21 protein-coding genes and 1 pseudogene are annotated in these 25,142 nt (G+C 69.7%); 7 read left to right on the top strand and 15 right to left on the bottom strand.

The features are described 5' to 3' along the window. Nucleotides 1-13 precede the first annotated feature (13 nt). Nucleotides 14-208 carry a ferredoxin gene (locus tag QRY02_RS42050; RefSeq protein WP_013222786.1) on the top strand — a complete coding sequence of 65 codons (195 nt, stop codon included), beginning with the start codon at nt 14-16 and terminating at the stop codon, nt 206-208. A 54-nt stretch (nt 209-262) separates the two neighbouring features. Here the strand turns inward: QRY02_RS42050 and QRY02_RS42045 are convergent, their stop codons facing one another. Genes QRY02_RS42045 through QRY02_RS42030 form a run of 4 tightly spaced genes read right to left on the bottom strand, consistent with a single transcriptional unit; the run spans nt 263 to nt 4,356 of the window. Further along, nucleotides 263-1,096 carry a carbohydrate ABC transporter permease gene (locus QRY02_RS42045; protein ID WP_285988252.1) on the bottom strand — a complete coding sequence of 278 codons (834 nt, stop codon included), beginning with the start codon at nt 1,094-1,096 and terminating at the stop codon, nt 263-265. Continuing rightward, nucleotides 1,093-2,025 carry a carbohydrate ABC transporter permease gene (locus tag QRY02_RS42040; RefSeq protein ID WP_285988251.1) on the bottom strand — a complete coding sequence of 311 codons (933 nt, stop codon included), beginning with the start codon at nt 2,023-2,025 and terminating at the stop codon, nt 1,093-1,095. Before QRY02_RS42040 ends, QRY02_RS42045 begins: the two co-directional genes overlap by 4 nt. Beyond that, nucleotides 2,025-3,365: an ABC transporter substrate-binding protein gene (locus QRY02_RS42035; RefSeq protein ID WP_285988250.1), complete on the bottom strand. Its 1,341-nt coding sequence runs from the start codon at nt 3,363-3,365 to the stop codon at nt 2,025-2,027. Before QRY02_RS42035 ends, QRY02_RS42040 begins: the two co-directional genes overlap by 1 nt. Continuing rightward, on the bottom strand, nt 3,352-4,356 hold the full coding sequence (locus QRY02_RS42030) for a zinc-dependent alcohol dehydrogenase family protein (RefSeq protein ID WP_285988249.1): 1,005 nt from the start codon (nt 4,354-4,356) through the stop codon (nt 3,352-3,354). The genes QRY02_RS42035 and QRY02_RS42030 overlap by 14 nt, the downstream gene beginning before the upstream one ends. Nucleotides 4,357-4,484: 128 nt before the next feature. Between QRY02_RS42030 and QRY02_RS42025 the strand changes: the two genes are divergently transcribed. After that, nucleotides 4,485-5,465 (top strand): sugar-binding transcriptional regulator, encoded by a 981-nt coding sequence (locus QRY02_RS42025; protein WP_285988248.1) that lies wholly within the window; start codon nt 4,485-4,487, stop codon nt 5,463-5,465. Nucleotides 5,466-5,661: 196 nt separating this feature from the next. Further along, entirely contained in the window at nt 5,662-6,348 is a 687-nt protein-coding gene (locus QRY02_RS42020; protein WP_285988247.1) for a hypothetical protein, read from the top strand. Here the strand turns inward: QRY02_RS42020 and QRY02_RS42015 are convergent. Next, the gene (locus tag QRY02_RS42015; RefSeq protein WP_285988246.1) at nt 6,236-6,562 is read right to left on the bottom strand and encodes a winged helix-turn-helix transcriptional regulator; all 327 of its coding nucleotides are present in this window, start codon (nt 6,560-6,562) and stop codon (nt 6,236-6,238) included. The genes QRY02_RS42020 and QRY02_RS42015 overlap by 113 nt on opposite strands. Before the next feature lie 59 nt (nt 6,563-6,621). On the opposite strand from QRY02_RS42015, the pseudogene QRY02_RS42010 reads away from it, so the two are divergent. Beyond that, nucleotides 6,622-7,212, top strand: a pseudogene (locus QRY02_RS42010) (NADPH-dependent F420 reductase); the annotation flags it as partial. 14 nt (nt 7,213-7,226) lie between these two features. Here the strand turns inward: QRY02_RS42010 and QRY02_RS42005 are convergent. After that, entirely contained in the window at nt 7,227-9,731 is a 2,505-nt protein-coding gene (locus tag QRY02_RS42005; RefSeq protein WP_285988245.1) for a DEAD/DEAH box helicase, read from the bottom strand. A 151-nt stretch (nt 9,732-9,882) separates the two neighbouring features. On the opposite strand from QRY02_RS42005, the gene QRY02_RS42000 reads away from it, so the two are divergent. Further along, nucleotides 9,883-11,148 carry a SatS C-terminal domain-containing protein gene (locus tag QRY02_RS42000; RefSeq protein WP_285988244.1) on the top strand — a complete coding sequence of 422 codons (1,266 nt, stop codon included), beginning with the start codon at nt 9,883-9,885 and terminating at the stop codon, nt 11,146-11,148. A 187-nt stretch (nt 11,149-11,335) separates the two neighbouring features. On the opposite strand, the gene QRY02_RS41995 is transcribed toward QRY02_RS42000, so the two are convergent. Beyond that, the gene (locus QRY02_RS41995) at nt 11,336-12,544 is read right to left on the bottom strand and encodes an MFS transporter (RefSeq protein WP_285988243.1); all 1,209 of its coding nucleotides are present in this window, start codon (nt 12,542-12,544) and stop codon (nt 11,336-11,338) included. A 100-nt stretch (nt 12,545-12,644) separates the two neighbouring features. Continuing rightward, nucleotides 12,645-13,739 carry an adenosine deaminase gene (locus QRY02_RS41990; RefSeq protein ID WP_285988242.1) on the bottom strand — a complete coding sequence of 365 codons (1,095 nt, stop codon included), beginning with the start codon at nt 13,737-13,739 and terminating at the stop codon, nt 12,645-12,647. A 213-nt stretch (nt 13,740-13,952) separates the two neighbouring features. Here QRY02_RS41990 and QRY02_RS41985 point away from each other — a divergent pair, with 213 nt between their 5' ends. Continuing rightward, the gene (locus QRY02_RS41985; protein WP_285988241.1) at nt 13,953-15,077 is read left to right on the top strand and encodes a PA containing protein; all 1,125 of its coding nucleotides are present in this window, start codon (nt 13,953-13,955) and stop codon (nt 15,075-15,077) included. Between the two features lie 106 nt (nt 15,078-15,183). Here QRY02_RS41985 and QRY02_RS41980 read toward each other — a convergent pair whose 3' ends face one another. The 7 genes from QRY02_RS41980 to QRY02_RS41950 form a co-directional block, all read right to left on the bottom strand. Next, complete coding sequence (locus QRY02_RS41980; protein ID WP_285988240.1) at nt 15,184-16,461, bottom strand: thymidine phosphorylase; 1,278 nt, start codon at nt 16,459-16,461, stop codon at nt 15,184-15,186. Further along, entirely contained in the window at nt 16,458-16,847 is a 390-nt protein-coding gene (locus QRY02_RS41975; RefSeq protein ID WP_176173152.1) for a cytidine deaminase, read from the bottom strand. The genes QRY02_RS41980 and QRY02_RS41975 overlap by 4 nt, the downstream gene beginning before the upstream one ends. Next, complete coding sequence (locus tag QRY02_RS41970) at nt 16,847-18,112, bottom strand: ABC transporter permease (RefSeq protein ID WP_285988239.1); 1,266 nt, start codon at nt 18,110-18,112, stop codon at nt 16,847-16,849. The genes QRY02_RS41975 and QRY02_RS41970 overlap by 1 nt, the downstream gene beginning before the upstream one ends. Then, nucleotides 18,109-19,200 carry an ABC transporter permease gene (locus tag QRY02_RS41965; protein WP_285988238.1) on the bottom strand — a complete coding sequence of 364 codons (1,092 nt, stop codon included), beginning with the start codon at nt 19,198-19,200 and terminating at the stop codon, nt 18,109-18,111. The genes QRY02_RS41970 and QRY02_RS41965 overlap by 4 nt, the downstream gene beginning before the upstream one ends. Further along, nucleotides 19,197-20,768 (bottom strand): ABC transporter ATP-binding protein, encoded by a 1,572-nt coding sequence (locus QRY02_RS41960; protein ID WP_285988237.1) that lies wholly within the window; start codon nt 20,766-20,768, stop codon nt 19,197-19,199. The genes QRY02_RS41965 and QRY02_RS41960 overlap by 4 nt, the downstream gene beginning before the upstream one ends. Nucleotides 20,769-20,847: 79 nt before the next feature. After that, complete coding sequence (locus tag QRY02_RS41955; protein ID WP_285988236.1) at nt 20,848-21,990, bottom strand: BMP family lipoprotein; 1,143 nt, start codon at nt 21,988-21,990, stop codon at nt 20,848-20,850. Nucleotides 21,991-22,311: 321 nt separating this feature from the next. Then, entirely contained in the window at nt 22,312-24,303 is a 1,992-nt protein-coding gene (locus QRY02_RS41950) for an NPCBM/NEW2 domain-containing protein (protein ID WP_285988235.1), read from the bottom strand. Between the two features lie 395 nt (nt 24,304-24,698). On the opposite strand from QRY02_RS41950, the gene sdhC reads away from it, so the two are divergent. Then, the gene (gene sdhC / locus QRY02_RS41945; RefSeq protein WP_086839707.1) at nt 24,699-25,142 is read left to right on the top strand and encodes a succinate dehydrogenase, cytochrome b556 subunit; all 444 of its coding nucleotides are present in this window, start codon (nt 24,699-24,701) and stop codon (nt 25,140-25,142) included.

Genomic DNA, 25,142 nt, shown 5'->3' with positions numbered 1-25,142 from the left:
GGAGAAGAGGACCATGAAGATCATCGCGGACACCGGCAAGTGCGTCGGCGCCGGCCAGTGCGTACTCACCGAGCCCTCGCTGTTCGACCAGAGCGAGGAGGACGGCACGGTCATCGTGCTCGACGACCAGCCGCAGGGCGAGCTGGTCGAGAAGGCCCGTGAAGCGGTGCACGTCTGCCCGAGCCAGGCCCTCTCCCTCCAGGAGTGACACAGCGGCGAAGGCCACCTCGAGCCGGCTCGAGGTGGCCTTCGCCGCTGCTCGCTACTTGACCGCGCCCATCGACAGGCCGCGGACCAGGTGGTTCTGCGCGATCCAGCCGACGATCATCACCGGCAGTGAAGCCAGCAGCGCGGCCGCGGACAGCTGCGCCCAGTACAGGCCTTCGCTGGTGATGAACCCGACCAGGAACACCGGGACCGTGCCGGCCCGGGCCGCGGTCAGGTTGACCGCGTAGAAGAACTCCGTCCAGGAGAAGATCACGCAGATCAGCGCGGTCGCCGCGATCCCGGGCGCGACCACCGGCATGATGATCTTGCGCAGCAGTGTCGGCAGGTTGGCGCCGTCGATCCGGCCCGCCTCGATCATCTCGTGCGGTACCTCGAGGAAGAACGACCGCATCATCCAGATGGCCAGCGGCAGGTTCATCGACGTGTACAGGATGACCAGCGCCCACACCGTGTCGAGCAGCTCGGTGTTCTGCGAGATCACGTACAGCGGGATGATCGCCGCCACGATCGGCAGCATCTTCGTCGAGAGGAAGAAGCCGAGCGCGTTCGACGTGCCCTTGACCGGCGCCAGCGACAGCGCGTACGCCGCCGGGACGCCGAAGAGCAGCACCAACGCCGTCGAGATGATCGTGACGAACGCCGAGTTGGACAGGTACGGCAGGAACCCGCCGCTCAGGACGTTGCCGAGCTGTTCGAACGTCGGGGTGAAGAACAGCTTCGGCGGGTCGGTGTAGGCGTCCGCCTCCTGCTTGAACGCGGTGAGGATCATCCACAGCAGCGGGAAGACGAACAGGATCGCGATGATCCAGGTCGCGACGGTCAGCGACCCCTTGCCGTAAGCCCGCTTGCGCGGGGCGACAGTCGTCATTTGATCCCTCCGCTCACCGAGAAGGTCCGGAACATCAGGCGCAGCGCGAAGGTCGCCACGATCATCGTCAGGATCACCACGATCACGCCCATCGCCGAGGACTGGCCGACGTCGAAGCCCTCGAACGCGCGCTGGTAGATGTAGTACGGCAGGTTGGTGCTCGCCGTGCCCGGGCCGCCCTGGGTCATCAGGAAGATCGCGTCGAAGCTGTTCACGATGTAGATCGCGCCCAGCAGGGTGGCCAGCTGCAGGAACCGGGACAGGTGTGGCAGGGTGATGAAGACGAACGTCCGCCAGCGGCCGGCACCGTCCACATTGGCCGCTTCGAGGACGTCCTTGGCCTGGCTCTGCAGCCCGGCCAGGATGAGCAGCATCATGAACGGCGTCCACTGCCACACGATCTGCGCCATCACCGCGGCCAGCGGGAACTCCGAAAGCCAGTCGGTGTCGGTGCCGAAGACGAAGTGCAGCAGCCCGTAGGTCGGGTCGAACATCGTCGTCTTCCACAGCAGCGCGCCGGCCGCCGGCAGGATCAGGAACGGCGTGATCAGCAGCGTCCGGACCACGCCGCGGCCGAGGAACTTGCGGTCGAGCAGGATCGCCAGGCCCAGGCCGAGCAGAAGCGCGACGAACACGCACACCACGGTCAGTACCACCGTGTTGAGCAGCGCGACCAGGAACGTCGTGTCGCTGAAGACGTCGATGTAGTTGTCCAGGCCGACGAAGTGCCGCGAGCCGGGCCGGACCAGGTTCCACGACTGGAACGAGTAGAACACGGTGAGCAGGAACGGCAGCTGCGTCACCGCGATGACGAAGATCAGCGCGGGCAGCAGCGGCAGCCGCCGCTTGGCCGCGGTGCTCAGGCCGCGTTTCTCTTCGACCTTCGCGTGGGAGGTGGACGTGGGGGCATCTACGGAGAGCGTGGACATCACTGCACCGCCTTGTAGGAGTCGCCCACCGTCTGGGCGTAGTCCTGGGACTGCTTCAGGGCGTCTTCGACGGACTCGCGGCCGGCGATCGCCGCCGACAGCTGCTGGCTCACCCGGGTGCCCAGGTCCTGGAACTCGGGGATGCCGACGAACTGGATGCCGGGGTAGGGCACCGGGTTCGCCATCACCTTCTGCTGGTTCGCATCCGCGATACCGTCGAGCGTGGGCTTCGCGTAGGCCTTCGCCGCGTCGGCGTACTCGGGGATGGCGTACGTCGACTGGCGGACGCCCGGCGGGACGCGGTTCCACCCGTAGGCGTGGCCGACCTTCTGCACGTAGGCCTTGTCGGTCATCCAGGCCATGAACTTCCAGGCCGCGTCCTTGTCCTTGGCGACCTTCGGGATGCCGAGGGCCCAGGTGTAGAGCCAGCCGCTGGCCTGCGTCTTGACGACCGGCGCGGGTGCGTAGCCGGACTTGCCGACGATCTTGCTGCTGGACGGGTCCTCGTTGGTCCCCGCCATGACCGTGGCGTCGTACCACATCGCCGCGTTGCCCTGCGTGTAGCGCGTGCCGCACTCGGAGAACCCGGCACTGGACGCGCCGACCTCGCCGTGGTCGCGGATCAGGTTGACGTAGAAGTTCGCGGCTTCCTTGAACTCCGGCGACGTCAGCTTGGCGTTCCAGTCCTTGTCGAACCACTGGGCGCCGAAGGTGTTGGCCACCGTCGTGAAGGGCGCGAGGCTCTCGCCCCAGCCCGGCTTGCCGCGCAGGCAGATGCCCGCCACGCCGTTCGCCTTGTCGTCGAGCTTCGCGGCGAAGTCGGCGATCTGCGGCCACGTCGGCTTGGCCGGCATGGTGAGCCCGGCCTTGTCGAAGAGGTCCTTGCGGTAGGCGAGGAACGACGACTCGCCGTAGAACGGCACCGCGTACATCTGGTTCTGGTACGACAGCGACTGCTTGATGCTGGGGATGAAGTCGCCTTCGTCGTAGCCCGGGGTGGCCGCCATGTGCGGTTCGAGGTTCTCGAGCCAGCCGTTGGCCGCCCACTGCGGGGCCTCGTAGTTGCTGATCATGACGACGTCGAACTCGCCGCCCTCGGTGGCGGTCGACGCGGTGATCTTCGCGCGGGCCTGGTTTTCCGGCAGGGACACGAACTTCAGCCCGATGCCGGTGGCCTTCTCGAACTCCGGCGCGAGCGCGATCGCGTCCTTCATCTGCGGGTTGGCCACGATGGCGATGACGAGCGTGCTGCTGCCGGTGCCGATCGAGCCGGCGCCCGCGCAGCCGGTGGCCAGCAGCGACGTCGTCGCGAGGAGGGTGAGGAGCTTACGCACGGCCACCTCCGGGGAGTACCTGCACCTTGAGGCCCGAGCCGCTACGCATCTTGGCCAGCGCCTCGGGGTACTGCTCCAGCGGCAGGGTGTCGGTGAGCAGCGCGCCGGTGTCGATCGCACCGCTCGCGACGAGGTCGAGGGCGGCGCCGAAGCTGTGCAGCACGGCCATCGAGCCGACGACGGTGATCTCGTCGTTGTAGATGCGGAACGGCGAAAGCGCGACGCGGGCTTCGGCCGGGGCGACACCGAAGACGAGGAGCCGTCCCCCGCGCCGGATCGAGTCGAAGGCCGCTTCGATGGCGGGGGCGGCGCCGGTGCAGTCGACGGCGACGTCGAACTTCTCGCCGTCCAGGTCGTTGACGTCCTTCGCGGTGGCGACGGCGCCGAGGCTTTGCGCACGCGGCAGCCGGGCTTCGTTGCGGTCGACCACCGTGACCTGCGCGCCCGAGCGCTGCAGCAGCTGCTGCATGATCAGGCCCATGGTCCCGGCGCCGACGACGAGGAAGCGTTCACCGGCTTCGACACCGACACGGCGAACACCGTGCACGGCGCAGGAAACCGGCTCGACCAGCGCGCCCTGTTCCCAGCTCATCGTGTCGGGCATGCGGTAGCAGGTGGACGACGGCACGGCGACGTACTCGGCGAAGGCGCCGTTGACGGTGTCGCCGGTGGCGCCCCAGTTCGCGCAGAGGTTGCCGTGGCCGGCGCGGCACGGGCCGCAGTAGCCGCAGAACAGGGACGGGTCGACGGCCACGCGGTCGCCGACCTTCCACTCGCCCGGCACGTCCGCGCCGAGCTCGACGATCTCCCCGGCGAACTCGTGCCCGGGGACGATGGGGTACGGCGTGGGCGGGAAGTGCCCGTCCGCGATGTGCAGGTCGGTGCCGCAGATGCCGCACGCTCCGACCTTGACGACGACCTGACGTTCCCCGGGTTTCGGATCGGGCACCTCGCCGACCCTGATCTCACCGGGCCGGTCGACGATGGCGGCGCGCATGCCTTGCCCCTTCCTCGCGCTCAAATGAGCAACATTGACCTATGGCGTCGAGAACATGTGAAGGCATTACAGGTCTGACGTCGGTATTACGTCAACCTTTCGGCTGGATTTCGCGCTATTATGCTCATATGAGCGCCACTAAGAAGCAGCCGTCGTTGACTGAGGCGTTACTGCTCGCCACCGTCGCCCGGCGCTTCTACGTGCAGGGACGCTCCAAGCTGGAGATCGCCGACGAGTTCGGCGTCAGCCGGTTCAAGGTGGCACGGATGCTCGACACGGCCATGGAATCCGGCCTGGTCAGAGTGGAGTTCTCGCTACCGGCACCGGTGGACCTGGCGTTGTCCGACGAGGTGCGCTCGGCGTACGGCCTGGAGCGCGCCCTGGTGCTCGAACGCTCAACCGAGCGCGAGCCGAAGGAGGTCGTCCGGGCGAAGATCGGCTCGCTGGCGGCCCGGTTGCTGGAGGAGATCGCGGCGCCGTCGGACGTCATCGGGCTGTCGTGGGCGCGGTCGGTGAACGCCATGGCGGAGGCGGTCCGGGCGCTGCCGCGGTGCCCGATCGTCCAGCTCTGCGGGGTGCAGGCCGGGATGGACATGCGCGGCCGCTCGGTGGAGACGGTCAGCCGCGTGACCTCGGTCTCCGGCGGCGACGCGTACCCGATCTTCGGCCCGCTGGTGCTGCCCGACCGCCGGACGACCGAGACGCTCCGGCGTCAGCCGGGGATCGCGGAGACGTTCGGCCAGTTCCGCAACCTGACGAAGGCGGTGGTCAGCATCGGCGCGTGGCAGCCGGGCGAGTCGACGGTGTACGACGCACTGGACGAAGCCGAGCGCGCGGCGATCGCGGCCCGGGGCGCGACGGCGGAGGTCGCGGCGCGGCTGTTCGACGCGTCCGGCAACGCGTTGTCGACCGGCCTGGCCCACCACGTCCTGGCGATCAGCCACGAGGAGCTGATGGCGGTCCCGGAGGTGATCGCCCTGGGCTACAGCAGGCCCAAAGCCGCGGCGGTGGACGCGGTTCTCCGGTCCGGCATGGTCTCGACGCTGATCACCGACGCCGCGGCGGCAGTGCCGTTGCTGGCTCTGGCGGCGAAGAACCCGCCCCGCTGATCACGCGAGTTCCGGCTCCGATCACGCGAGATCCGCCCTTGATCACGCGAGCTCCGGGTTGCGGCCCTACTCCCCCGGGCGTACGGCCGCCTCCTCGGTGTACTCCGGCGGGCGCACACCCGGTCTCGGCGGGTCCGGGGCGAAACCCGGGTCGCGCCCGATGTGCCCGCGGCCGCGCCCGGCGAGCCTGGATCCCGTGACCTCCAAGACTTCTCCCCGCTGGCGCCAGGCCGTCGTCTGGCTGCACGTCGTGTCCTCGGTGGCCTGGATGAGCCAGGCCCTCGCCCTCGTCGTGCTGACCTCGCTGGCCTTGACCAGCTCTGTCCAGGCACCCGCCGCGACGTCGATGGCCGACCGGCTCGACTCCGTGCTGCTCGCGCCGATGGCCAACGTCTCCGCGTTCACCGGCCTGCTCCTCGCCGGCGCGACGGCGTGGGGCTACTTCCGGCACTGGTGGGTGCTGACCAAGTTCGTCCTGACGTTCGCCCAGCTCTACGCCGGGATCTTCCTGCTCTCGCGGGCGCTGCGGGAGTCCGCGCACACCGCGGCAGTCGCCTGGCCGCAGATCGCCGGGGCGTCGCTGATGGTGAGCGCGCTGGCCTTCCAGGCCTGGCTCTCGGTCGCGAAACCGTGGAAGAAGACGTCGTGGTCGCCGGCCGCGAAGCCGCCCACCGCACCGACCTGGGTGTTCGTGGCGGGCATCGGCGCACCGGCCGTGGACGTCGCCGCCGGGATCGCCCTCGGCTACCCGCTGCCGGCCGTGGAGCTGGTCATGCTGATCGGCCTGCTCGGGTTTGAGCGGCGACGACGTCGTCGCCGTGCTCGGCAGCCCAGCGCCCGAAGCCCTCGATCGGCCCCAGCAGCGTCCTCCCCAACGACGTGAGCGCGTACGCGCCTTCGCACCGCTCGACGAGACCATCGAATTCCAGGCGCCGCAGGGTTTCCGTCAGCACCTTCGCGCTGATCCCGCCGATGGCGCGCCGCAGGTCGACGTGCCGCCGCGGACCGTCGCGCAACGCCCAGACCACCACCGGGTTCCACGTGTTGGCGACCAGGTCGAACGCGAGCCGCGTCCGGCAATCCGCGAGGAAGTCCATGGTTACCGTTCGGTTCCTTCCCGGGTTCCTACCGTCGTACTGGTACCAGCCAAGCACAAGGAGGACGCATGCGGATCGGGATCTTCGGCACGGGCGGCATGGCGGACGCGCTCGGCACGCAGTGGGCGCGCGCGGGGCACGAACTGATGGTGAGCGGCCGTTCCGACGCAAGCCCGTTGGCCGCGCGGCTCGGAGCGTCCACCGGCACCTGGCAGGAGACGGCCGCCTTCGCCGACGTGCTGCTCCTGGCGGTTCCGGCCGCGGCGATCGGCGAGGTGCTCGCCGAGGCGGGCCCGCTGACCGGGAAGGTGCTGGTGGACTGCACCAACGACCCGAGCCTGACCGGCACCCCGGTGGCGTCGCGGATCACCACCGAAGCCGCCGTGGTGAAGGCGTTCAACCTCGCCCACGTCGACGTCTGGCGGATGACCCCACCGGTGTTCGACGGCCGCCCCCTGTCGGTCCCGCTGTGCGGCGACGACCCGGCGGCGCTGGAGGCGGTGAGCACCCTGGTCCGTGACGCCGGCGCGCGGCCGGTGCCGGCGGGCGGTCTCGACCGGGCAGCGCTGTTGGAGGCCACGGCGGCGTTCGTCATCGGGCTGTGGTTCGCGGGTGAAGACGCCCAGGCGATCCTGACCCCGGTTTCGTGAGGGGTGCCCGGGAGCTAGTGCGCACCCACCTCGGTCACCCGGACCACCGCCATCCCGGCCTCGTCGGACGCGGCCAGGTCGACCTCCGCGCTGATGCCCCAGTCGTGGTCGCCCGCCGGGTCGTCGAAGATCTGGCGCACCTTCCACACGTCCGGCAGCTGCTCGATCAGCAGCAGCGCCGGGCCGCGCGCGTCCGGGCCGGTGCCGAGCGTCTCGTACTCCTCGAAGTAGCCCTCGATCGCTTCCTGCCACGCCTCGGCGTCCCACCCGGACGCCGCGTCGAGCTCGCCGAGCACGTTCCACGCCCGGCGCCCGAACAGCTCGACCCGGCGGAACAGCTCGTTGCGCACCAGGACGCGGAAGGCGCGCTCGTTGCGGGTGACGGCCGGCGGCTCGGACGGCGGCCGCTTCGAGACCGGGCCCTCCTCGTCCGGGTGGCGCAGGGCTTCCCACTCGTCGAGCAGGCTGGAGTCGACCTGCCGGACGAGCTCGCCGAGCCACTCGATGAGGTCCTGCAGCGGCTCGGTCTTCGCCTCGTCCGGGACCGTGTGGCGCAGGGAGTCGTAGACGTCCGTGAGGTAGCGCAGCACCAGGCCCTCGGACCGGGCCAGCTGGTAGAAGCCGATGTACTCGACGAAGTTCATCGCGCGCTCGTACATGTCCCGCACGACCGACTTCGGCGACAGCTCGTAGTCGTCGACCCACGGGTGGCCCTGCCGGTAGCTGTGGAACGCGCCCTGCAGCAGCTCCTCGAGCGGCTTCGGGTAGCTGACGTTCTCCAGCAGCTCCATCCGCTCGTCGTACTCGATGCCTTCGGCCTTCATCGCCTGCACGGCCTCGCCGCGCGCCTTGAACTGCTGCTGCGAGAGCACCGGCCGCGGGTTGTCCACCGTGGATTCCACAGTGGACACGACGTCGAGCGCGTAGCTCGGCGACTCGAGGTCGAACAGCTCGATCGCGGCCAGCGCGAACGGCGAAAGCGGCTGGTTGAGCGCGAAGTCGAACTGCAGGTCGACGGTGAGCCGGATGATCCGGCCCTGTTCGTCCGGTTCGGACAGTCGTTCGACGACGCCGGCGGCGAGCAGGGCCCGGTAGATCGCGATGGCGCGCAGGATGAGCTTGCGCTGCGACGCGCGGTCCTCGTGGTTGTCCTCGAGCAGGTGCCGCATCGAGTCGAACGCGTTGCCCGGCCGCGAAATCACGTTCAGCAGCATCGAGTGCGTGACCTTGAAGCTGGACGTCAGCGGCTCCGGGTCGGCGGCGATGAGCCGGTCGAACGTGCTCTCGGTCCAGTTGACGAACCCCTCCGGGGCCTTCTTCCGGACGATCTTCTTTTTCTTCTTCGGGTCGTCGCCCGCCTTCTCCAGCGCCTTCGCGTTCTCGACGACGTGGTCGGGGGCCTGCACCACGACGTAGCCGTCGGTGTCGTAGCCCGCGCGCCCGGCCCGGCCGGCGATCTGGTGGAACTCGCGGGCCTTGAGGTGGCGCTGGCGGACGCCGTCGTACTTCGTCAGCGCGGAGAAGACGACCGTCCGGATCGGCACGTTGATGCCGACGCCGAGCGTGTCGGTCCCGCAGATCACCTTGAGCAGCCCCGACTGGGCCAGGGTCTCGACCAGCCGGCGGTACTTGGGCAGCATCCCGGCGTGGTGGACGCCGATGCCGTGGCGGACCAGCCGCGAGAGCGTCTTGCCGAAGCCGGCGGCGAACCGGAAGTCGCCGATCAGCTCGGCGATGGCCTCCTTTTCGGCCTTCGACGTCACGTTGATGCTCATCAGCGTCTGCGCCCGCTCGATGGCCGCGGCCTGCGAGAAGTGCACGACGTAGACCGGCGCCTGGCCGCCGTTGAGCAGCTCGGACATGGTCTCGTGCAGCGGCGTCAGCGCGTACCGGAAGGTCAGCGGCACCGGGCGCTGCGCCGACGTGACCACGGCGGTCGGCTTGCCGGTGCGGCGGGTGAGGTCCTTCTCGAAGAAGGACACGTCGCCCAAGGTCGCCGACATCAGGACGAACTGGGCCTTCGGCAGCTCGAGGATGGGCACCTGCCACGCCCAGCCGCGGTCGGGCTCGGAGTAGAAGTGGAACTCGTCGGCGACGACCTGCCCGACCGGGGCGTCCGCACCGAACCGCAACGCGATGTTCGCCAGGATTTCGGCCGTGCAGCAGATGATCGGGGCGTCCGGGTTGACGCTGGAGTCGCCGGTCATCATCCCGACGCTGTCGGCGCCGAAGATGTCGATGAGCTGGAAGAACTTCTCCGAAACGAGGGCTTTGATGGGCGCGGTGTAGTAGCTGCGGCGGCCCTGGGCGAGCGCGGTGAAGTGCGCGCCGACGGCGACGAGGCTCTTCCCGGAGCCGGTCGGCGTCGAGAGGATGACGTTCGATCCGGAGACGACCTCCATCACCGCCTCCTCCTGCGCCGGGTACAGCTCGATGCCCCGTTCGGCCGTCCAGGTCGTGAAGGCTTCGAAGAGGGCGTCGGGGTCGGGATCCGCAGGCAGGAGGTCTGTGAGAGTCATCAGGCGTCCATCGTGCCATCCGCTCGTCGCAAAGTCGGCAGGGGCGATCGCATCGCGAGTGGGAAACCCGTAGGCTTCGCGGTACCGCGCATCGACTGGAGCATACTTCCGGTCTCGCGCGCACACGGGCGGTAATCCGGAGGGCTTAGGAATGGCACAGGACATCATCCCGATCGAACTCGGCCTGCCGCAGGGCGACGTCGTCACCCTGTGGGCGCCGCGCTGGCGGGAAGACGGCGAGGAGTGGGAAGCGTTCCTCGGCGACGAGGACGACCTGTACGCCTTCGCCGACGCCGCTCACCTGGCCGCGTTCGTCCGCACGTCCGAGCGGCACGACCTGCTGGACCACCCGGCCTGGGACGCGGTGCCGTCGCTGAACGTGCCGGAGCTGATCCCGGACGAGGACCACACGTACGACCTCGTCGGCGTGCCGGAGCTCGTCGCCGAGGAGCCGGACGTCTGGCACATCGCGGAGCTGGCGGAGATCGTCGGCATCGTGCGGTCGCTCGCCGACGTCTGCGACCTCGAAGAGGTCCACGAGATCCTCGACTCGACCGAGGGCTTCTCGCTGCTCGACCAGGGCACGCTGCCGTTCACCGGAAGCGTCGGCGCCCAGGTGTGGAACGACCTGTCCGAGACGGTGTCGCAGAAGTGGGACACCGTGCTCGACGCGATCGACGGCCTGGTGACCCAGCCGGAGGTCGACGAGAAGGTGCTGGAGCAGACGGCCGAGGAGCTGGCGGCGTTCCACGAGGAGTCCGCGGAGGCCGAGGCCGGCGCCGAGGGCGAAGAGGACCTCGAGGCGCTGGACTCCGATTCTCCGGAGTCGGACGACGACGCGGTCGAGGACGAGGGCCCGGTCGGCTTCTGGGCCGAGGTCGGCATCGACCCGATCAAGATCATCACGTCCGGCGCGGAGTACTACACGCTGCGCTGCTACCTCGACGACGCCCCGGTGTTCCTGGGCAGTGAGGGCGAGATCGACGTGTTCACGTCCACGGGGGCGCTCGCCCGCGCCCTCGCCGACGGCAAGGACCTGGCCGACACCGACCTCGCGGACGTGTCCACGTGGGACGAGGTCCTGGCGAAGGCGACGGCGGGCGAGCTCGAGATCGAGGTCGACCCGGAGAACACGTACGTCCTGACGGGCCTGGACGCCGACATCGCGGAGGGCCCGGAGGCGATCGACCCGACCCAGCTGGAGCTGGCGGTCGAGCTGATCACGGACGCGGCGGATTGGGCGGGCGACGACACGGCCGAGACGGCACTGGCGGGCAACGAAAGCCTGGGCTGGCTGGTGTCCTTCGTCCTCCGCCCGGACCCGACGCGCCTGGAGCCGTCGGCGCCGTTCGACGCGGAGCAGGGCGCGTGGCGGAAGCTCGTCGAAACTTTCGAGAACCGCCTGACGGTGGCTTGAGTTTTGGTCCGGCGAAGGCCGCCTCCCGCAGGTCGGGGAGGCGGCCTTCGCCGCGTCGTCCCTTCAATCACGCGAGTCGACCCCTCAATCACGCGTGTCGTCCCTCCGGGCCCACGGGGCTCGTGCGGGAAGAGTCAACTCTCGTGATCGGCGGGTCGACACGCGTGATCAGAGGGACGACACGGCGTCACGGCTCTGGGTGTTCGGCGCGGACCGGGACCACCAGCACCGCCAGGGCCGGGAACACCGCCGCCACGCAGAAGGCCAGTGCGTACCTGCTGTCGCCGATCACCAGGCCCAGCAGCGGCGGGGTCAGGGAGGCCGCGATGTTCTGGCCCGTGTTCTGCGTGCCCATCGCGCGCCCGGACCACGCCAAGCCCGCCAGCTCGGCCGAAGCCGTGAAGCCGAGGCCGTTGTCCGCCACCGTGATCACCCCCGCCAGGGCCAGCGCCAGCAGCACCAGCCAGGGCCACGAAACGTCCCCGAGCGCGACCAGCAGCATGACCAGGCAACTCGAAACCGCCAGCTGACGCATCGGGCGCAGGCGGCTGCCGACCCGGTCCGACCACCAGCCCGACCCCAGGCGCCCGGCAGCGCCCAGCACCTGGACCACCGCCAGGTACCAGCCCGCCGACAGCGGGCTCCAGTGCTGCACGGCCACCAGGTACACCGGCGCGAAGGCCGACACCGCGAACTGCGGCACCACCAGCAGCGCGCTCGCCCCGTGCACCCGCCACAGCGTCGCGTGCCGGTACGGCGAAGGCGGCTTCTCCCCTGAAGCCGGGCGAGGCGGCCGGGGCGGGTCCGTCACCAGCCACGCCACCAGCAGCGCCACCGCGATCGCCAGCCCGGCCGGCAGCAGGATCGCCGCCCGGAAGCCGAAGTGCGCGGCCAGCGGGGGCAGGCCCAACGCGGCGACGCCCACGCCGAGCGGCTGGGCCGTCTGGCGGATCCCCATCGCCACGCCCCGCTCGGACTTCGCGAACCAGCCCATCACGACGCGACCGCTCGCCGCGTTCACCGAAGCCGTACAGGCGCCGGCCGCCAAAAACACCCCAAAGAGGAGCCCGACCGGGTGATTTCCTACCCCGGCGTACACCAGGAGTAACCCCGAGACGCCCAGGCCCAGCGCCATGATGAGGCGCTCTCCGTAACGGTCCGCAGCCGCGCCCCACACGATCAGGGTGAACAACAGCCCGATGCTGGGTGCCGCGACGACCGTGCCGGCCTCGGCCAGCGTCAGCCCCTCGGCGGCGCGCATGGCCGGGACCAGGAACGGGATGCCGTAGAGGAACGAGCAGCTCGCGGTCTGCGCGGCAAGGCCGAGCGCGAGGATGAGCCACCGCCGTGAACTCGTCCGAAGCTGCTCGTCCGCACCGCTTCCGACCTGCGCCATCTTCGCCACCGTCCCAAACTATGGGAAGTTATTCCTACATGGTGAACGATAGTTGGCACCGCTAAGGACCGCAACCACGTTGCGGTCCTCGGCGGGGAGGTCAGGTCAGCGCGGCGTACCCGGGCTTGATGACGTCGTCGATCAGCGCGAGCCGGGCGTCGAAATCGATGAACGCGGATTTCATCGCGTTGATGGTGAACCAGCGGAAGTCGTCGATACCATAGCCGAACGTCTCGTGCAGCGCGGCGAATTCGCTGGTCATCGTGCATCCGCTCATCAGCCGGTTGTCCGTGTTCACGGTCACCCGGAAGCGCAGCTTGGCGAGCAGGCCGATGGGGTGCTCGGCGAGCGAGCGGACGGTGCCTGTTTGGACGTTCGACGTCGGGCAGATCTCCAGGGGGATGCGGCGGTCGCGGACGTACGCGGCCAACCGTCCAAGGTGGACCGTGCCGTCCGGGTCGGTCTTGACGTCCTCGGCGATGCGCACGCCGTGCCCGAGCCGCTCGGCGCCGCAGTGCTGAATCGCTTCCCAAATGGACGGCAAACCGAAGGCTTCGCCCGCGTGAATGGTGAAGTGCGCATTGTTCTGACGCAGATATTCGAACGCGTCGAGATTGCGGGTCGGCGGAAATCCGTCCTCGGGACCGGCGATGTCGAACCCGGCCACACCGGCGTCCCGGTAGCGGACGGCCAGGTTCGCGATCTCGAGCGCCCGGGCGTGCTGACGCATCGCGCAGAGCAACGTCGCGACGCGGATGGTGCCGCCGTTCGCGGCCACTCGCCGGGTGCCCTCCGTGAACCCCGCCTGGACAGCCTCGACCACCGCATCGAGTGACAGACCGCGTTCGACGAACAACTCCGGTGCGTAGCGCACCTCGGCGTAGACGACGCCGTCGGCGGCCAGGTCCTCCACCGCCTCCGCGGCGACCCTGACCAGGGATTCCTCCGTTTGCATCACTCCGCAGGTGTGCGCGAACGTCTCGAGGTAGGAAACGAGTGAGCCGGAGTCGGCCGCACGGCGGAACCAGGTGCCCAGCTCGGCCGGGTCGGTGGTGGGCAGACCGGCATAACCGGTCGCGTCGGCGAGCTCGGCGACGGTCGCCGGGCGCAGGCCGCCGTCGAGGTGGTCGTGCAGCAGCACCTTGGGCGCGCGGCGGAGTGTCTCGGTGGGCAGAACAGGGCTTTCGTCAGGCATCCCCCAACGGTAACCTCGTTGTCATTCCCCTACATGGCCGTAACTCTCAGGCTCGGGCTAACCCTCAGCGTTGAGGATCACGTCCCGAATCGGCCATCCGGGGGCAGCCTCCGCAATAGCCTCTTCACGGGGGCCATACAGACAGCAATTTTTGCAATCGATAAGCTTCGTGGCACGTCCCTCCATTTCCCCGCCGACGAAGGACACACAGCAGTGACCACTGACAACCACATTGCCGCCCCGTCCTTCGACCGGATGCGCAACATGCTGGTGCGCGCGGCCGAAGTGCGTGAGAGCGAGCAGCAGCAGATCTTCGACGCGCTCGACGACATCTACGCCCGCCTCGCGCCAGTGGACTCGCTGGGCGCGGTCCGCAAGCGGCTCTCCGAGATGCCCGACCGCACCGAGGTCAGCGTCCTGGCCGAGCGCCTCGACGAGACGATGTCCCGCCTCGAAGCGCAGGACGCGGCCATCGCCGCCCTGACCCGCGCGGTCGAGAGCATCGTCGACAAGCTCGCCAAGCCCTTCGCGCAGCTCGACGGCCGCCTCGACGGCGTCGCCGCGCGCTTCGAGGGCGTCGCGGGCCGGATGGACGGGCTCGAGGACAAGCTCCAGAACATCCACCGCCGGATCGACGAGGTGGGCGGGCACCTCGACAAGCAGGACGCGAAGATCGAGTCGCTGCCGCAGTCGGTCACCGGCCCGGTCCGCGAGCGGATCGAGCAGACCGAGGCGGCGCTGCGCGAGCGCGTCGACCACGCCGACCACGAACTGCGGGGCAAGGTCGACGAGCTGAGCCGCGTCACGCAGGAGCGCGTCGGCGAGCTGGGCCGCACCACGCACGAGCGGATCGACGCCAACACCGAGGCGCTCAAGGTCGCGCTGACCGAGACCGGCGAGATGATCGACGCGTCCGACCGGCTGGAGAACCTGGGCAACCGCCTCGAAACGGTCACCACCCGCCTGGACGACCTGGCTTCCCGCCTCGACAAGGTGGAGGACGGCTTCCTGTCCGGCATCGGCGACCTCGACGGCGCGCTCAAGGCGGGGCTGTCGAAGGTCGAGGGCACGCTGTCGAAGCAGCCGGACACCGACTCGGTGGACTCGCTGGTCCGCAAGAGCAACGACGAGAGCGTCCGCCGCATCGGCGGCCAGCTCGACGAGGCGATGGCGACGTTCGCGGAGCTGATGCTCGGCGGCGGCCCGGCGGTCCAGCAGATCTCCCCGCCCCCGCCGGCCCCGCGCCAGCCGCGCCGCAGCTCCCGCAACGGCCGCGCCCCGAAGCCGGCCGATGTGAAGGGCAAGACGGGCGAAGGCTCCGAAGAACCCACGGAGTAAGACTCACACACGAAGAAGGCCCCCGCCGGATCCCGGCGGGGGCCTTCTCATGCTTCAGACGTCACTCGGACGGGTGATCATCTTCGCGACGATCATCACAGCCGAGCTAGCCGCGGATCGTCTCCACGACGATCGGGCCCGGCTCGGGCGCCGACGAAGCGATCGTGAAGCCGCCATCGAGAGCGGACAAGGCCGCCGGGACCGCGGACGGCGTGTCCGTGTGGAGTTCCAGCAGCGGGTCACCCTCGGAGACGCGGTCCCCCGGCTTGGCCAGGCACAGGATGCCCGCCGCCGCTTGGACCGGGTCCTCCTTGCGGGCCCGGCCCGCGCCGAGGCGCCATGCCGCGACGCCCACCGCGTACGCGTCCAGCGAAGCCAGCACGCCCGAAGCCGGAGCGACGACCGTGTGCACGTGAGAGGGCGTCGGCAGCGGCGCCGACGGGTCGCCGCCCTGGGCCGAGATCATCCGGCACCAGACCTCGTACGCCTCACCCGAAGCCAGCACCGCGGCCGGGTCCACGTCGAGATCGGCGAGAGCCAGCATCTCCCGCGCCAAGGCGAGCGTCAGTTCGACGACGTCCGCGGGCCCACCGCCCTGGAGCACGTCGACCGACTCCGCGACCTCCACCGCGTTCCCGACCGCCCGGCCCAGCGGGACGTTCATGTCGGTCAGCAACGCCGTCGTCGGGACGCCGTGGTCGGCACCGATCGAGGTCAAGGCACCAGCCAGCGCCCGCGCCTGGTCGAGGGTCTTCATGAACGCGCCCGACCCGAACTTCACGTCCAGGACCAGCCCGGACGCGCCTTCGGCGATCTTCTTGCTCATGATCGAGCTGGCGATCAGCGGGATCGACTCCACCGTCGACGTCACGTCCCGCAGCGCGTACAGCTTCTTGTCGGCCGGCGCCAGCCCGGACGTCGCCGCGCAGACCACGGCGCCGACGTCCTCCAGCTGAGCCAGGATTTCCGAAGTGGACAGTGCAGCCCGCCAGCCGGGAATCGACTCCAGCTTGTCGAGCGTCCCGCCCGTGTGGCCGAGCCCGCGCCCGGACAGCTGCGGCACCGCCGCACCGCACGCCGCCACCAGCGGCGCCAGCGGCAGCGTGATCTTGTCGCCGACACCGCCCGTCGAATGCTTGTCGACAGTGGGCCGGGTAACGGAAAGCGACAGCCGCTCGCCGGACTCGATCATCGCGTGCGTCCAGCGGGAGATCTCGGCCGAAGTCATCCCCCGCAGGAAGATCGCCATGGCCAGCGCCGACATCTGCTCTTCGGCGACCTCACCGCGCGTGTAGGCGTCGACGACCCAGTCGATCTGCTCGTCGGAAAGCGTGCCGCCGTCCCGCTTCGCCCGGATGACGTCGACCGCCGCGAACCCGCTCACGGCAGGTCGTCCGGGCCGAAGGCGTCCGGCAGGACGTCGGACATCGGCAGGATCCCGCTCGGCGTGTCCACCAGGCAGGAAGACCCGCCCAGCTCGAACAGGATCTGCCGGCAGCGTCCGCACGGCATCAGCAGGTCACCAGCGCCACTGCGGCACGCCACGGCGACCAGGCGCCCGCCGCCGGACAGCCGCAGCTGCCCGGCCATCGTGCACTCCGCGCACAGCCCGAGCCCGTAGGAAGCGTTTTCGACGTTGCACCCGGTCACCACCCGGCCGTCGTCGACGATCCCGGCCACCCCCACGTGCAGGCCAGAATATGGCGCGTACGCGTGGGAAGCGGCCTCGATCGCGCGAGAGCGGAGCGCATCCCAGTCTACTGTGGACATCAGTCTTCACCCCGCCGGTACGGCTGGCCGTCGGCCTTCGGCGGCCGCAGCCGCTGCGAAGCCACGGCCAGCACGATGAGCGTCACGAAGTGCGCGGTGTACGGGATCAGGTCCGACGGCAGCGTGTCGTTGGCCCAGTAGATCGCGTACAGCACGCCCGCGCCGACGACGCCGAGCCCGGCCGCGATCCACTGCTTCCGGAACAGCTGAACGACGACGATCACGGCGACCAGGATCACCGCGCCGTACAGCAGCGCGAGCACCGCTTCGCCGCCGCCGGCGAGCTGCAGGCCGTCCGCGTAGCCGAACAGCGCCGCGCCGCCGAGCAGGCCGCCCGGCCGCCAGTTGCCGAAGATCATCGCCGCGAGGCCGATGTACCCGCGGCCGTTCGTCTGGTTCTCCAGGTAGTCCGCGCCGCCGCGCAGCAGCACCAGCGAGGCGCCACCCATGCCGGCGAACGCGCCCGAGATGATCACGGCCACGTACTTGTGCAGGTACACGTTCACGCCGAGGGACTCGGCCGCGACCGGGTTTTCGCCGCAGGACCGCAGCCGCAAGCCGAACCGGGTCTTCCAGAGCACCCAGAAGCTCACCGGCACCAGGATGATCGCGAGCATCGTCAGCGGCGCCACCTCGGTGACCAGGCCGCGCAGGATGCCGGCAACATCGGAGATCCCGACGCGCTGCTGCTTCTCCAGGTCGCCCAGCCAGTCCGAGAGGAACGTCGCCGAGTAGGTGTCGAACTTCGGCACCACCGGCGACTGCCGCGGGTTGCCCGAGATCGGCGCGAAGATCAGGTTCGCCAGGTACTTCGTGACGCCGAGGCCGAGCAGGTTGATCGCGACGCCGGAGACGATGTGGTTGACGTTGAACGTCACCGTCGCCACCGCGTGCAGCAGCCCGCCCAGTGCGCCGAACAGCAGCGCGGCCAGCAGGCCGGACCACGCGCCGCCGTAGTACGAACCCCAGGCGGCGCCCCAGGTCCCGAGGATCATCATGCCCTCGAGGCCGATGTTGACCACGCCCGCGCGCTCGGCCCAGAGGCCGCCCAGCGCGCACAGCAGGATCGGCAGGGCCAGGCGCAACGCCGTCTGCGCGGTGTTGGACGACGTCAGCGCGGCGACGCCGGTGGAGTAGGACGCCGTCGAGACGACGGCGATGGCGACCGCGGCCCAGATCACCCCGCGCAGCCAGCCGGGGACCCGGCCCCGCTTGCGCTGCACCGGCACGGTCGAGCCGGATTCGGGAGCGACGTCGGTGATCACACCGCACCCCCTTCGGCGACCGAGGAACCCTTGCGGCCGGCGAGTGCGCGCCCGACTCTGCGTTGTTCGGCCGCGAGGTCGGCCCGGCGCACGACCTCGTACGCCACGACGACCGACAGCACGATGATGCCCTGCATGATCGTCGCGATCTCCTTGGACACGTTGATCTGCTCCAGCGACACCGCGGAGGTGTCGAGGAACGCCCACAGCAGCGCGCCGAGCGCGATGCCGCCGGGGTGGTTGCGGCCCAGCAGCGCGACCGCGATGCCGGTGAAGCCGTACATCTGGGTCGCGGTGATGCCGTAGCTGTAGTCGCGGCCGAGCAGTTCCGGCATGGCGACCAGGCCGGCGACGCCACCGGAGAGCAGCATCGCGATCAGCGTCATCTTCTTGGCGCTGACCCCGCCCGCGGCGGCCGCGGTGGTGGACTCGCCGGACGCCTTGAGCTCGAAGCCGAACCGGGTGCGGTTGAGCATGAACCAGTAGGCCCCGCCGACGATCGCGGCGATGACGACGAACCCGAACAGCGTGCCCGAGCCGAGCGGGATGCCCGGGATCCGGCCGGACGGCTCGATCACGCGGGTGCCGATGTTGTTGCCCCGCTGCACGCCGAACTGGTCGGCGTTGATGAGGAACGCGATGATGCCGGCGACGATCGCGTTGAGCATGATCGTCGAGATGACCTCGCTGACCCCGCGGGTCACCTTGAGGATCGCCGGGACCGCCGCGTAGGCCATGCCCGCCACGACCGCGACCACCAGGATCGCGAGGACGTGGATGACCGGCGGCAGCTTCATCGCACCGCCGGCGATGGCCGCGACGACGGCGGCGAAGCGGTACTGGCCCTCGACACCGATGTTGAACAGGTTCATCTGGAAGCCGATGGCGACCGCGAGGCCGGACAGGTAGTACACCGTCGCCAGGTTCACCGTGTCGACGGCGGTCGAGCCCTTGAACATCTGGCCGATCATCGTGCCGTACGCCTGCAGCGGGTCAGCCCCGGAGATGATGAGCGCGATCGCCGACAGCAGCACGGCGAACACGATCGCCAGCAGCGGCGGCAGCAGTTTCGTGCGCCAGGAGGTCATTCTTCGTCACCCTCTCCCGCGCCGGTCATCGCGGAGCCCAGTTCCTGCGGGGTCACCGTCGCCGGGTCGGCCTCGCTCACGAGACGCCCGCGCAGCATGACCCGGATCGTGTCGGACAGGCCGATCAGCTCGTCGAGGTCGGCGGAGATCAGCAGCACCGCGAGCCCGGCGGCGCGGGCCTGGCGGATCTGCTCCCAGATCAGCGCCTGCGCGCCGACGTCGACACCGCGTGTCGGGTGCGAGGCCACCAGCAGCACCGGGTTGCCGGACAGCTCGCGCCCGACGATCAGCTTCTGCTGGTTGCCGCCCGAGAGCGCCGCGGCCGGGACGTCGATGCCCGGCGTGCGGACGTCGTAGTCGCGGACGATCCGCTCGGTGTCGGCGCGGGCGCCGGCGATGTCGAGCAGCTGTCCCTTCGAGACCGGCTCGCGGGTCTGGTAGCCGAGGATCCGGTTGACCCACAACGGTTGCGTGAGCAGCAGGCTGTGCCGGGTGCGGTCTTCGGCGATGTAGCCGATGCCGGCTTCGCGCCGCGCCAGCGTCCCCGCCTTGGTGAGGTCGCGGGCCTTACCCTCCGCGTCGACCAGCTCGATCGTGCCGCCGGAGGGCTTGCGCATGCCCATGATCGTCTCGACGAGCTCGGTCTGGCCGTTGCCCTCGACGCCGGCCACGCCGAGCACCTCGCCCGCGTGCACGGTGAAGGAGACGTCGTCGAGCGCGTTGCGGCCCGAGCCCTCGGCGCCCAGGGTCAGCCCGGTCAGCCGCAGCACGTCCCGGTCGGTGACCGTGGACTCGCGGGTCTCCGGGCTGGGCAGCTCCGAGCCGACCATCATCTCGGCGAGCTGGCGGGAGGTGATGGTCTTCGGGTCGGCGGTGCCGACGGTCGTGCCGCGGCGGATCACCGTGACGGTGTCGGCGATCGCCCGGACCTCGTCGAGCTTGTGCGAGATGAAGAGGAACGTGTAGCCGCCGGCCTTCATCTCCCGCACGGTCTCGAAGAGCGCGTCGACCTCCTGCGGCACGAGGACCGCGGTCGGCTCGTCCAGGATGATGATCTTCGCCCCGCGGTAGAGCACCTTGACGATCTCGACGCGCTGGCGGTCGGCGACGCCGAGCTCCTCCAGCAGCGTCTCCGGCTTGGCGTGCAGGCCGGTCCGCTCGGCGAGCTCGGCCAGCCGCGCGCGGGCGGCCCGGCCGATGCCGTGCAGGGCCTCGGCGCCGAGGAAGACGTTCTCGCCGACGGTCAGGTTGTCGGCGAGCATGAAGTGCTGGTGCACCATGCCGATGCCGGCGCGGATGGCGTCCTGCGGGTTGCGCAGCTTCACCTCTTCGCCGTTGATCGCGATGGTGCCTTCGTCCGGCGGCTGCATGCCGTACAGGATCTTCATCAGGGTGGACTTGCCGGCGCCGTTCTCGCCACAGATGGCGTGCACCTCGCCGGCGGCGACGGTGAGGTTGACGTCGGAGTTGGCCACCACGCCGGGAAAGCGCTTGGTGATCCCGGTCAGCTGGACGGCGGGGGCGCCCCGGTCGGGGACGGCCTCGGCCGGGGCCTCGGCTGTGCTCATGGGCGGGAGAATTCCATATCTCTGGAACGCGCGAGGGGCCCGGAGGGGAAATCCCTCCGAGCCCCGGACACGTTGTGAGCTACTTCTGCGGCTTGTCCGAGACGGTGACGGCGCCCGAGATGATCTGGGCCTTGTAGCCCTCCAGGACGTCCTTGATGTCGTCGACCTTGCCACCGGAGGTGGCGTAGCCGACGCCGTCGACCTTGAGGTCGAACCGCTTCGGCAGGACGGTCAGGTCGCCCTTGGCGACGGCCTGGATGTAGTCGAACACCGCGACGTCGACCCGCTTGAGCATGGACGTGATGATGACGTCCTTGTCGGCCGCGACGGTCTTCTGGTTGTACTGGTCGGAGTCGACCCCGATGGCCAGCGCGTTGCCCGCCTTCGCGGCGTCGAAGACGCCCTTACCCGAGGCACCCGCGGCGTGGTAGATGACGTCCGCGCCCTTGGCGATCTCGGCCGCGGCCTTCGCGTTGCCCTTCGGCGGGTCCTGGAACCCGGAGAAGTCACCGGCCGGGGTGAGGTACTCGTCCTCGATCTTGATCTTGGACGAAACGGTCTTCGCGCCCTGCAGGAAGCCGGCCTCGAACTTCTGGATCAGCGGGGTGTTGACACCGCCGACGAAGCCGATGTGGCAGTTCTTGCTCTTGTACGCGGCGGCGACGCCGGCCAGGAACGAGCCCTGCTCCTCGGCGAAGACCAGCGGCGTCACGTTCGGCAGCTGGATCGAGTCGTCGTCGACGATCGCGAACTTGGTGTTCGGGTACTTGGCGGCGACGGCCTTGACCGAATCGGCGTAGGCGAAGCCGACCGCGACGATCGGGTTCAGGCCCTGCGAAGCCATCTGGTCGAGGCGCTGCTGCTTGGCGGACTCGGCCTCGCTGGCGGAGGCGGTGCTTTCGCTGACCGTCGTCACGCCGAGGTCGGACTTCGCCTTGTCGGTCCCCGCGGCGGCGGCGTCGTTGAACGACGCGTCACCCCGGCCGCCGACGTCGAAGGCCAGGCCGATCTTGAGCTGGCTGCCGTCGACCTTGCCACCGGCGGCGGCCGTGCTGCTCGACGCGGCGGGCGCGGCGGGCGGCTTCTGCGCGGTGACGCAGTCCGAGCCACCCGACGAAGGCGCGGCGCTGTTGTTGCTGCTGCCACCGCTCGAGTCCTTGGCGCACCCGGCCAGGGTGAGCACCCCGGCCATGGCCACGGCGGCCAGCGCGGTTCCACGCATGCGACGCAACGTGTGTCTCCCTCCCCGCTGATCCAGCGGATGGTCAAGGGCGCGTCCCGGCCCTACTGCCGGGTCGACCGCCAGACCGTACCCAACGGACAGGAATGCGCCATAGGAAAGGCACGCTACGTAACACAAACGTTTACTCACGAGTCGCGCGTGCGACGAACTGGACACCGAACGTGATCATCGGCCTGCGGGGAGGCGACTTTCGGGGGATTGTTTCGCTTTGGGACGGCGAAAATGCCCGTTCGTGTCACTCAGTGTGCCGGGCTGACCGAAGGATGGGCCAGCCCGGTCACTCTGTGAGATGACGACGAATCAGCCGCAGGTGAGCCGGGCGGCGGCCCAGTCGCTGCGGTCGTAGGAGTTGCCGTCCCCGCCGTCGGTGACGACCAGCCGCAGGTACCGCGCCCCGTGCAGGTCCGCCGCCAGCGGCAGTGCGGGGTCCTGCCACGTCCGGACGCCGGTGGCCGCCGCCTTCACGCCGTCGGCGTAGACCTCGAACGTCGCCGAGCCCTGCTTGTTCGTCGCCTCGCGCTCGTCGTCGACGCCGACGTCCGCGGTGAACGCCGTGCAGCGCCCGCCCAGGTAGAAGACGACTTCGCTGGGTGCGTGCGCGCCGAGGCCCTTCGGGTAGACGACGCCGTTGACGGTCAGCGGCTTCCCGTCGCCGGCGGGGATGCTGCCGTTGGACATGTCCCGCTCGACCGGGCCGTAGCCGTTCTTCTCCGCCGCCCAGCGCAGGTCGCTCGCCCACGCGGGCGTGGTGGGCGGCGCCGCCGGCACGGTCAGCTGTTGTTCACCGGTCCAGGTGACCGGCCCGAACCCGAGCGCGCGGTAGGTGACGCCGCCGTGCAGCACCGCCGTCGTGCCTTCGGTCCCGGCGGGCGGGGTGACCCGCCAGCGGCCGGCCGCGGTCTCCCCCGTCCCGAGCACGACGGCCCGCGGCCGCGCCACCTGCTCGACGTGCCACCCGCCGGGCGCGGTGAGCGTCACGCGGGGGTCGAACACCGGGACGCGGGCCTCGTCGGTCGCCGACACCGTGACCTCGAACGGCTGCCCGGCGGGCGTGATCTCGCCCGGGACGCCCGGGACCGGCGACGCCAGCTCGATGCCGGTGCTCACCAGCGGCGCGTTCCGCCACCACGAGCCGCCCGCGTGGACCCGGTAGACGACCGTCGCGTGCGGCGGGACGACCGCGGAGATCCGGCCCGCCGTCTGGAGGTCGCGGTGCGCCCAGAGGTCTCGCGCGGTGTACCCGGCGGCTTTCGCCAGCCCGGCGGCGGCCGCGGTGGTGCCGATCGTGGCACCGGACGTCGTCTCGTTGAACAGCGCGATCGCCACGTCGCCGCCGTCCAGGGGCTTGGCGAAGACCCAGTGTCCGTCCTGGTTGGACAGCACCCGCGCCTGGACGCCGCGGCGGTCCTGGTCGAGCGCGATGACCTCGGCGTTGCGCAGGACGTCGAAGTTCGCCGCCGACACCTTGCGCAGGTCGGCGCCGATGAGCAGCGGGGCGGCCATCATCGCCCACAGCGAGAAGTGCGAGCGGTACTCCTCGGTCGTCATCCCGCCGTTGCCGACCTCGAGCATGTCGGGATCGTTCCAGTGCCCCGGCCCGGCGTACGGCGCCAGCGGCGCGTTCGCCTTGAGGATCTGGACCATCTTGGCCCAGTTGTCCTTGATGTCGCCAGTGGTCCGCCACAGGTGCCCGACGTCGGCGCCCCACGTCCACGGCTTGTTCTCGCCCCACTCGCAGAGCGAGTACACAATCGGGCGACCCGTCTTCTTCAGCGCGTCGCGCATCTTCGTGTAGCGCTCGAGCGCCGGGCGGCCCTGGTTGTTGCAGTTGTCGTACTTGAGGTAGTCGACGCCCCAGTCCGCGAACGTCCGCGCGTCGACGTCTTCGTGGTCGAGCGCACCCGGCTGGGTCTTCGCGCAGGTCAGCGTGCCCGCGCTGGTGTAGATGCCGAACTTGAGCCCCTTCGAGTGGACGTAGTCGGCGAGTGCCTTGATGCCGCTCGGGAACCGGGCCTTGTTCGCCTGCATGCGCCCGTCGGCGTCCCGCTCCGGCTCGGCCCAGCAGTCGTCGACGTTGACGTACTCGTACCCGGCAGCCTTGAGTCCTTTGTCGACGAAGATGTCGGCGGTGTCGCGGATGAGCCGCTCGTCGACCGCGCAGCCGGTGGTGTTCCAGTTGTTGAAGCCCATCGGCGGGGTCAGCGCCAGTCCGTCGGGCAGTGCCTGCGCGGGCGTGACCGACACCACGGGCAGCAGGACCGCGACGGCGATCACCAGGCCGAGTCGTCGCACCAGAACGTCACCCCATCGTGAGAGATCCGATGTTTGCCCGAGCGACGCTAGGGACGATCTGGTAGTTGGTCAATGACAGCCCGGCACTACCAGCCGTTTGGCGTAGAGCATCAGATATCAGATCTCGCAGAGGTCAGATGACCGCTGAATGGGACGGCGGATCGCACCGCACCGCCGAGTGCGCTGCACCACACCGCCGGGTGGCGGTGCGGGAGCACCGGTGTCTGGTCCATCACAGAGGGGAACCCGGAGGTGAGCCGCGCTTCGGGTGCGGGTCTAGCATCCGATTCATCCAGGCTCGATGACGTTGATCTCGGCACAGCCGCCGTTCCCGCGGCGACAGCGGACCTCACCGGCCACCGGGCGCACAGTCAGACGTTGGAGGCCGTTCACCGATGTCCACCACGGCGAGCACTGCCACAGCGGCAGGGGCTAGCGATCGGGCGGGTGCCTCACGCCGGCAGGGGACCTTCTACCGGGGCGACCCCGGCATGTGGTCCTGGGTGCTGCACCGCATCACCGGCGTGCTCACATTCTTCTTCCTGTTCGTGCACGTGCTCGACACCGCGCTGGTGCGCGTGTCGCCGAACACCTACGACCAGGTCATCGAGACCTACAAGACGCCGATCGTCAACCTCCTCGAGGTCGGCCTGGTCGGGGCGGTGCTGTTCCACGCGCTGAACGGCATCCGCGTCATGCTGGTCGACTTCTGGTCGAAGGGCCCCCAGCTGCAGAAGGCCATGACGTGGGTCATCGGCGTCGTCTGGGTCGTCGTGATGGTCCCCGGTGCGTTCTTCATGCTGAAGCGCACCGCCGAGATGCTCTTCGGGGGTAACTGA

This window comes from Amycolatopsis sp. DG1A-15b (genome assembly GCF_030285645.1).
In the GTDB taxonomy this organism is placed as follows: domain Bacteria; phylum Actinomycetota; class Actinomycetes; order Mycobacteriales; family Pseudonocardiaceae; genus Amycolatopsis.
This window is presented reverse-complemented; position numbering and strand designations above follow the sequence as displayed.

Bases quoted from the DNA above. Each gene is read 5' to 3' on its own strand.
- QRY02_RS42050 (WP_013222786.1), top strand. From the start codon at position 14: ATGAAGATCATCGCGGACACCGGCAAGTGCGTCGGCGCCGGCCAGTGC.
- QRY02_RS42045 (WP_285988252.1), bottom strand. From the start codon at position 1,096: ATGACGACTGTCGCCCCGCGCAAGCGGGCTTACGGCAAGGGGTCGCTG.
- QRY02_RS42040 (WP_285988251.1), bottom strand. From the start codon at position 2,025: ATGTCCACGCTCTCCGTAGATGCCCCCACGTCCACCTCCCACGCGAAG.
- QRY02_RS42030 (WP_285988249.1), bottom strand. From the start codon at position 4,356: ATGCGCGCCGCCATCGTCGACCGGCCCGGTGAGATCAGGGTCGGCGAG.
- QRY02_RS42025 (WP_285988248.1), top strand. From the start codon at position 4,485: ATGAGCGCCACTAAGAAGCAGCCGTCGTTGACTGAGGCGTTACTGCTC.
- QRY02_RS42015 (WP_285988246.1), bottom strand. From the start codon at position 6,562: ATGGACTTCCTCGCGGATTGCCGGACGCGGCTCGCGTTCGACCTGGTC.
- QRY02_RS42005 (WP_285988245.1), bottom strand. From the start codon at position 9,731: ATGACTCTCACAGACCTCCTGCCTGCGGATCCCGACCCCGACGCCCTC.
- QRY02_RS42000 (WP_285988244.1), top strand. From the start codon at position 9,883: ATGGCACAGGACATCATCCCGATCGAACTCGGCCTGCCGCAGGGCGAC.
- QRY02_RS41995 (WP_285988243.1), bottom strand. From the start codon at position 12,544: ATGGCGCAGGTCGGAAGCGGTGCGGACGAGCAGCTTCGGACGAGTTCA.
- QRY02_RS41990 (WP_285988242.1), bottom strand. From the start codon at position 13,739: ATGCCTGACGAAAGCCCTGTTCTGCCCACCGAGACACTCCGCCGCGCG.
- QRY02_RS41975 (WP_176173152.1), bottom strand. From the start codon at position 16,847: ATGTCCACAGTAGACTGGGATGCGCTCCGCTCTCGCGCGATCGAGGCC.
- QRY02_RS41965 (WP_285988238.1), bottom strand. From the start codon at position 19,200: ATGACCTCCTGGCGCACGAAACTGCTGCCGCCGCTGCTGGCGATCGTG.
- QRY02_RS41960 (WP_285988237.1), bottom strand. From the start codon at position 20,768: ATGAGCACAGCCGAGGCCCCGGCCGAGGCCGTCCCCGACCGGGGCGCC.
- QRY02_RS41955 (WP_285988236.1), bottom strand. From the start codon at position 21,990: ATGCGTGGAACCGCGCTGGCCGCCGTGGCCATGGCCGGGGTGCTCACC.
- sdhC (WP_086839707.1), top strand. From the start codon at position 24,699: ATGTCCACCACGGCGAGCACTGCCACAGCGGCAGGGGCTAGCGATCGG.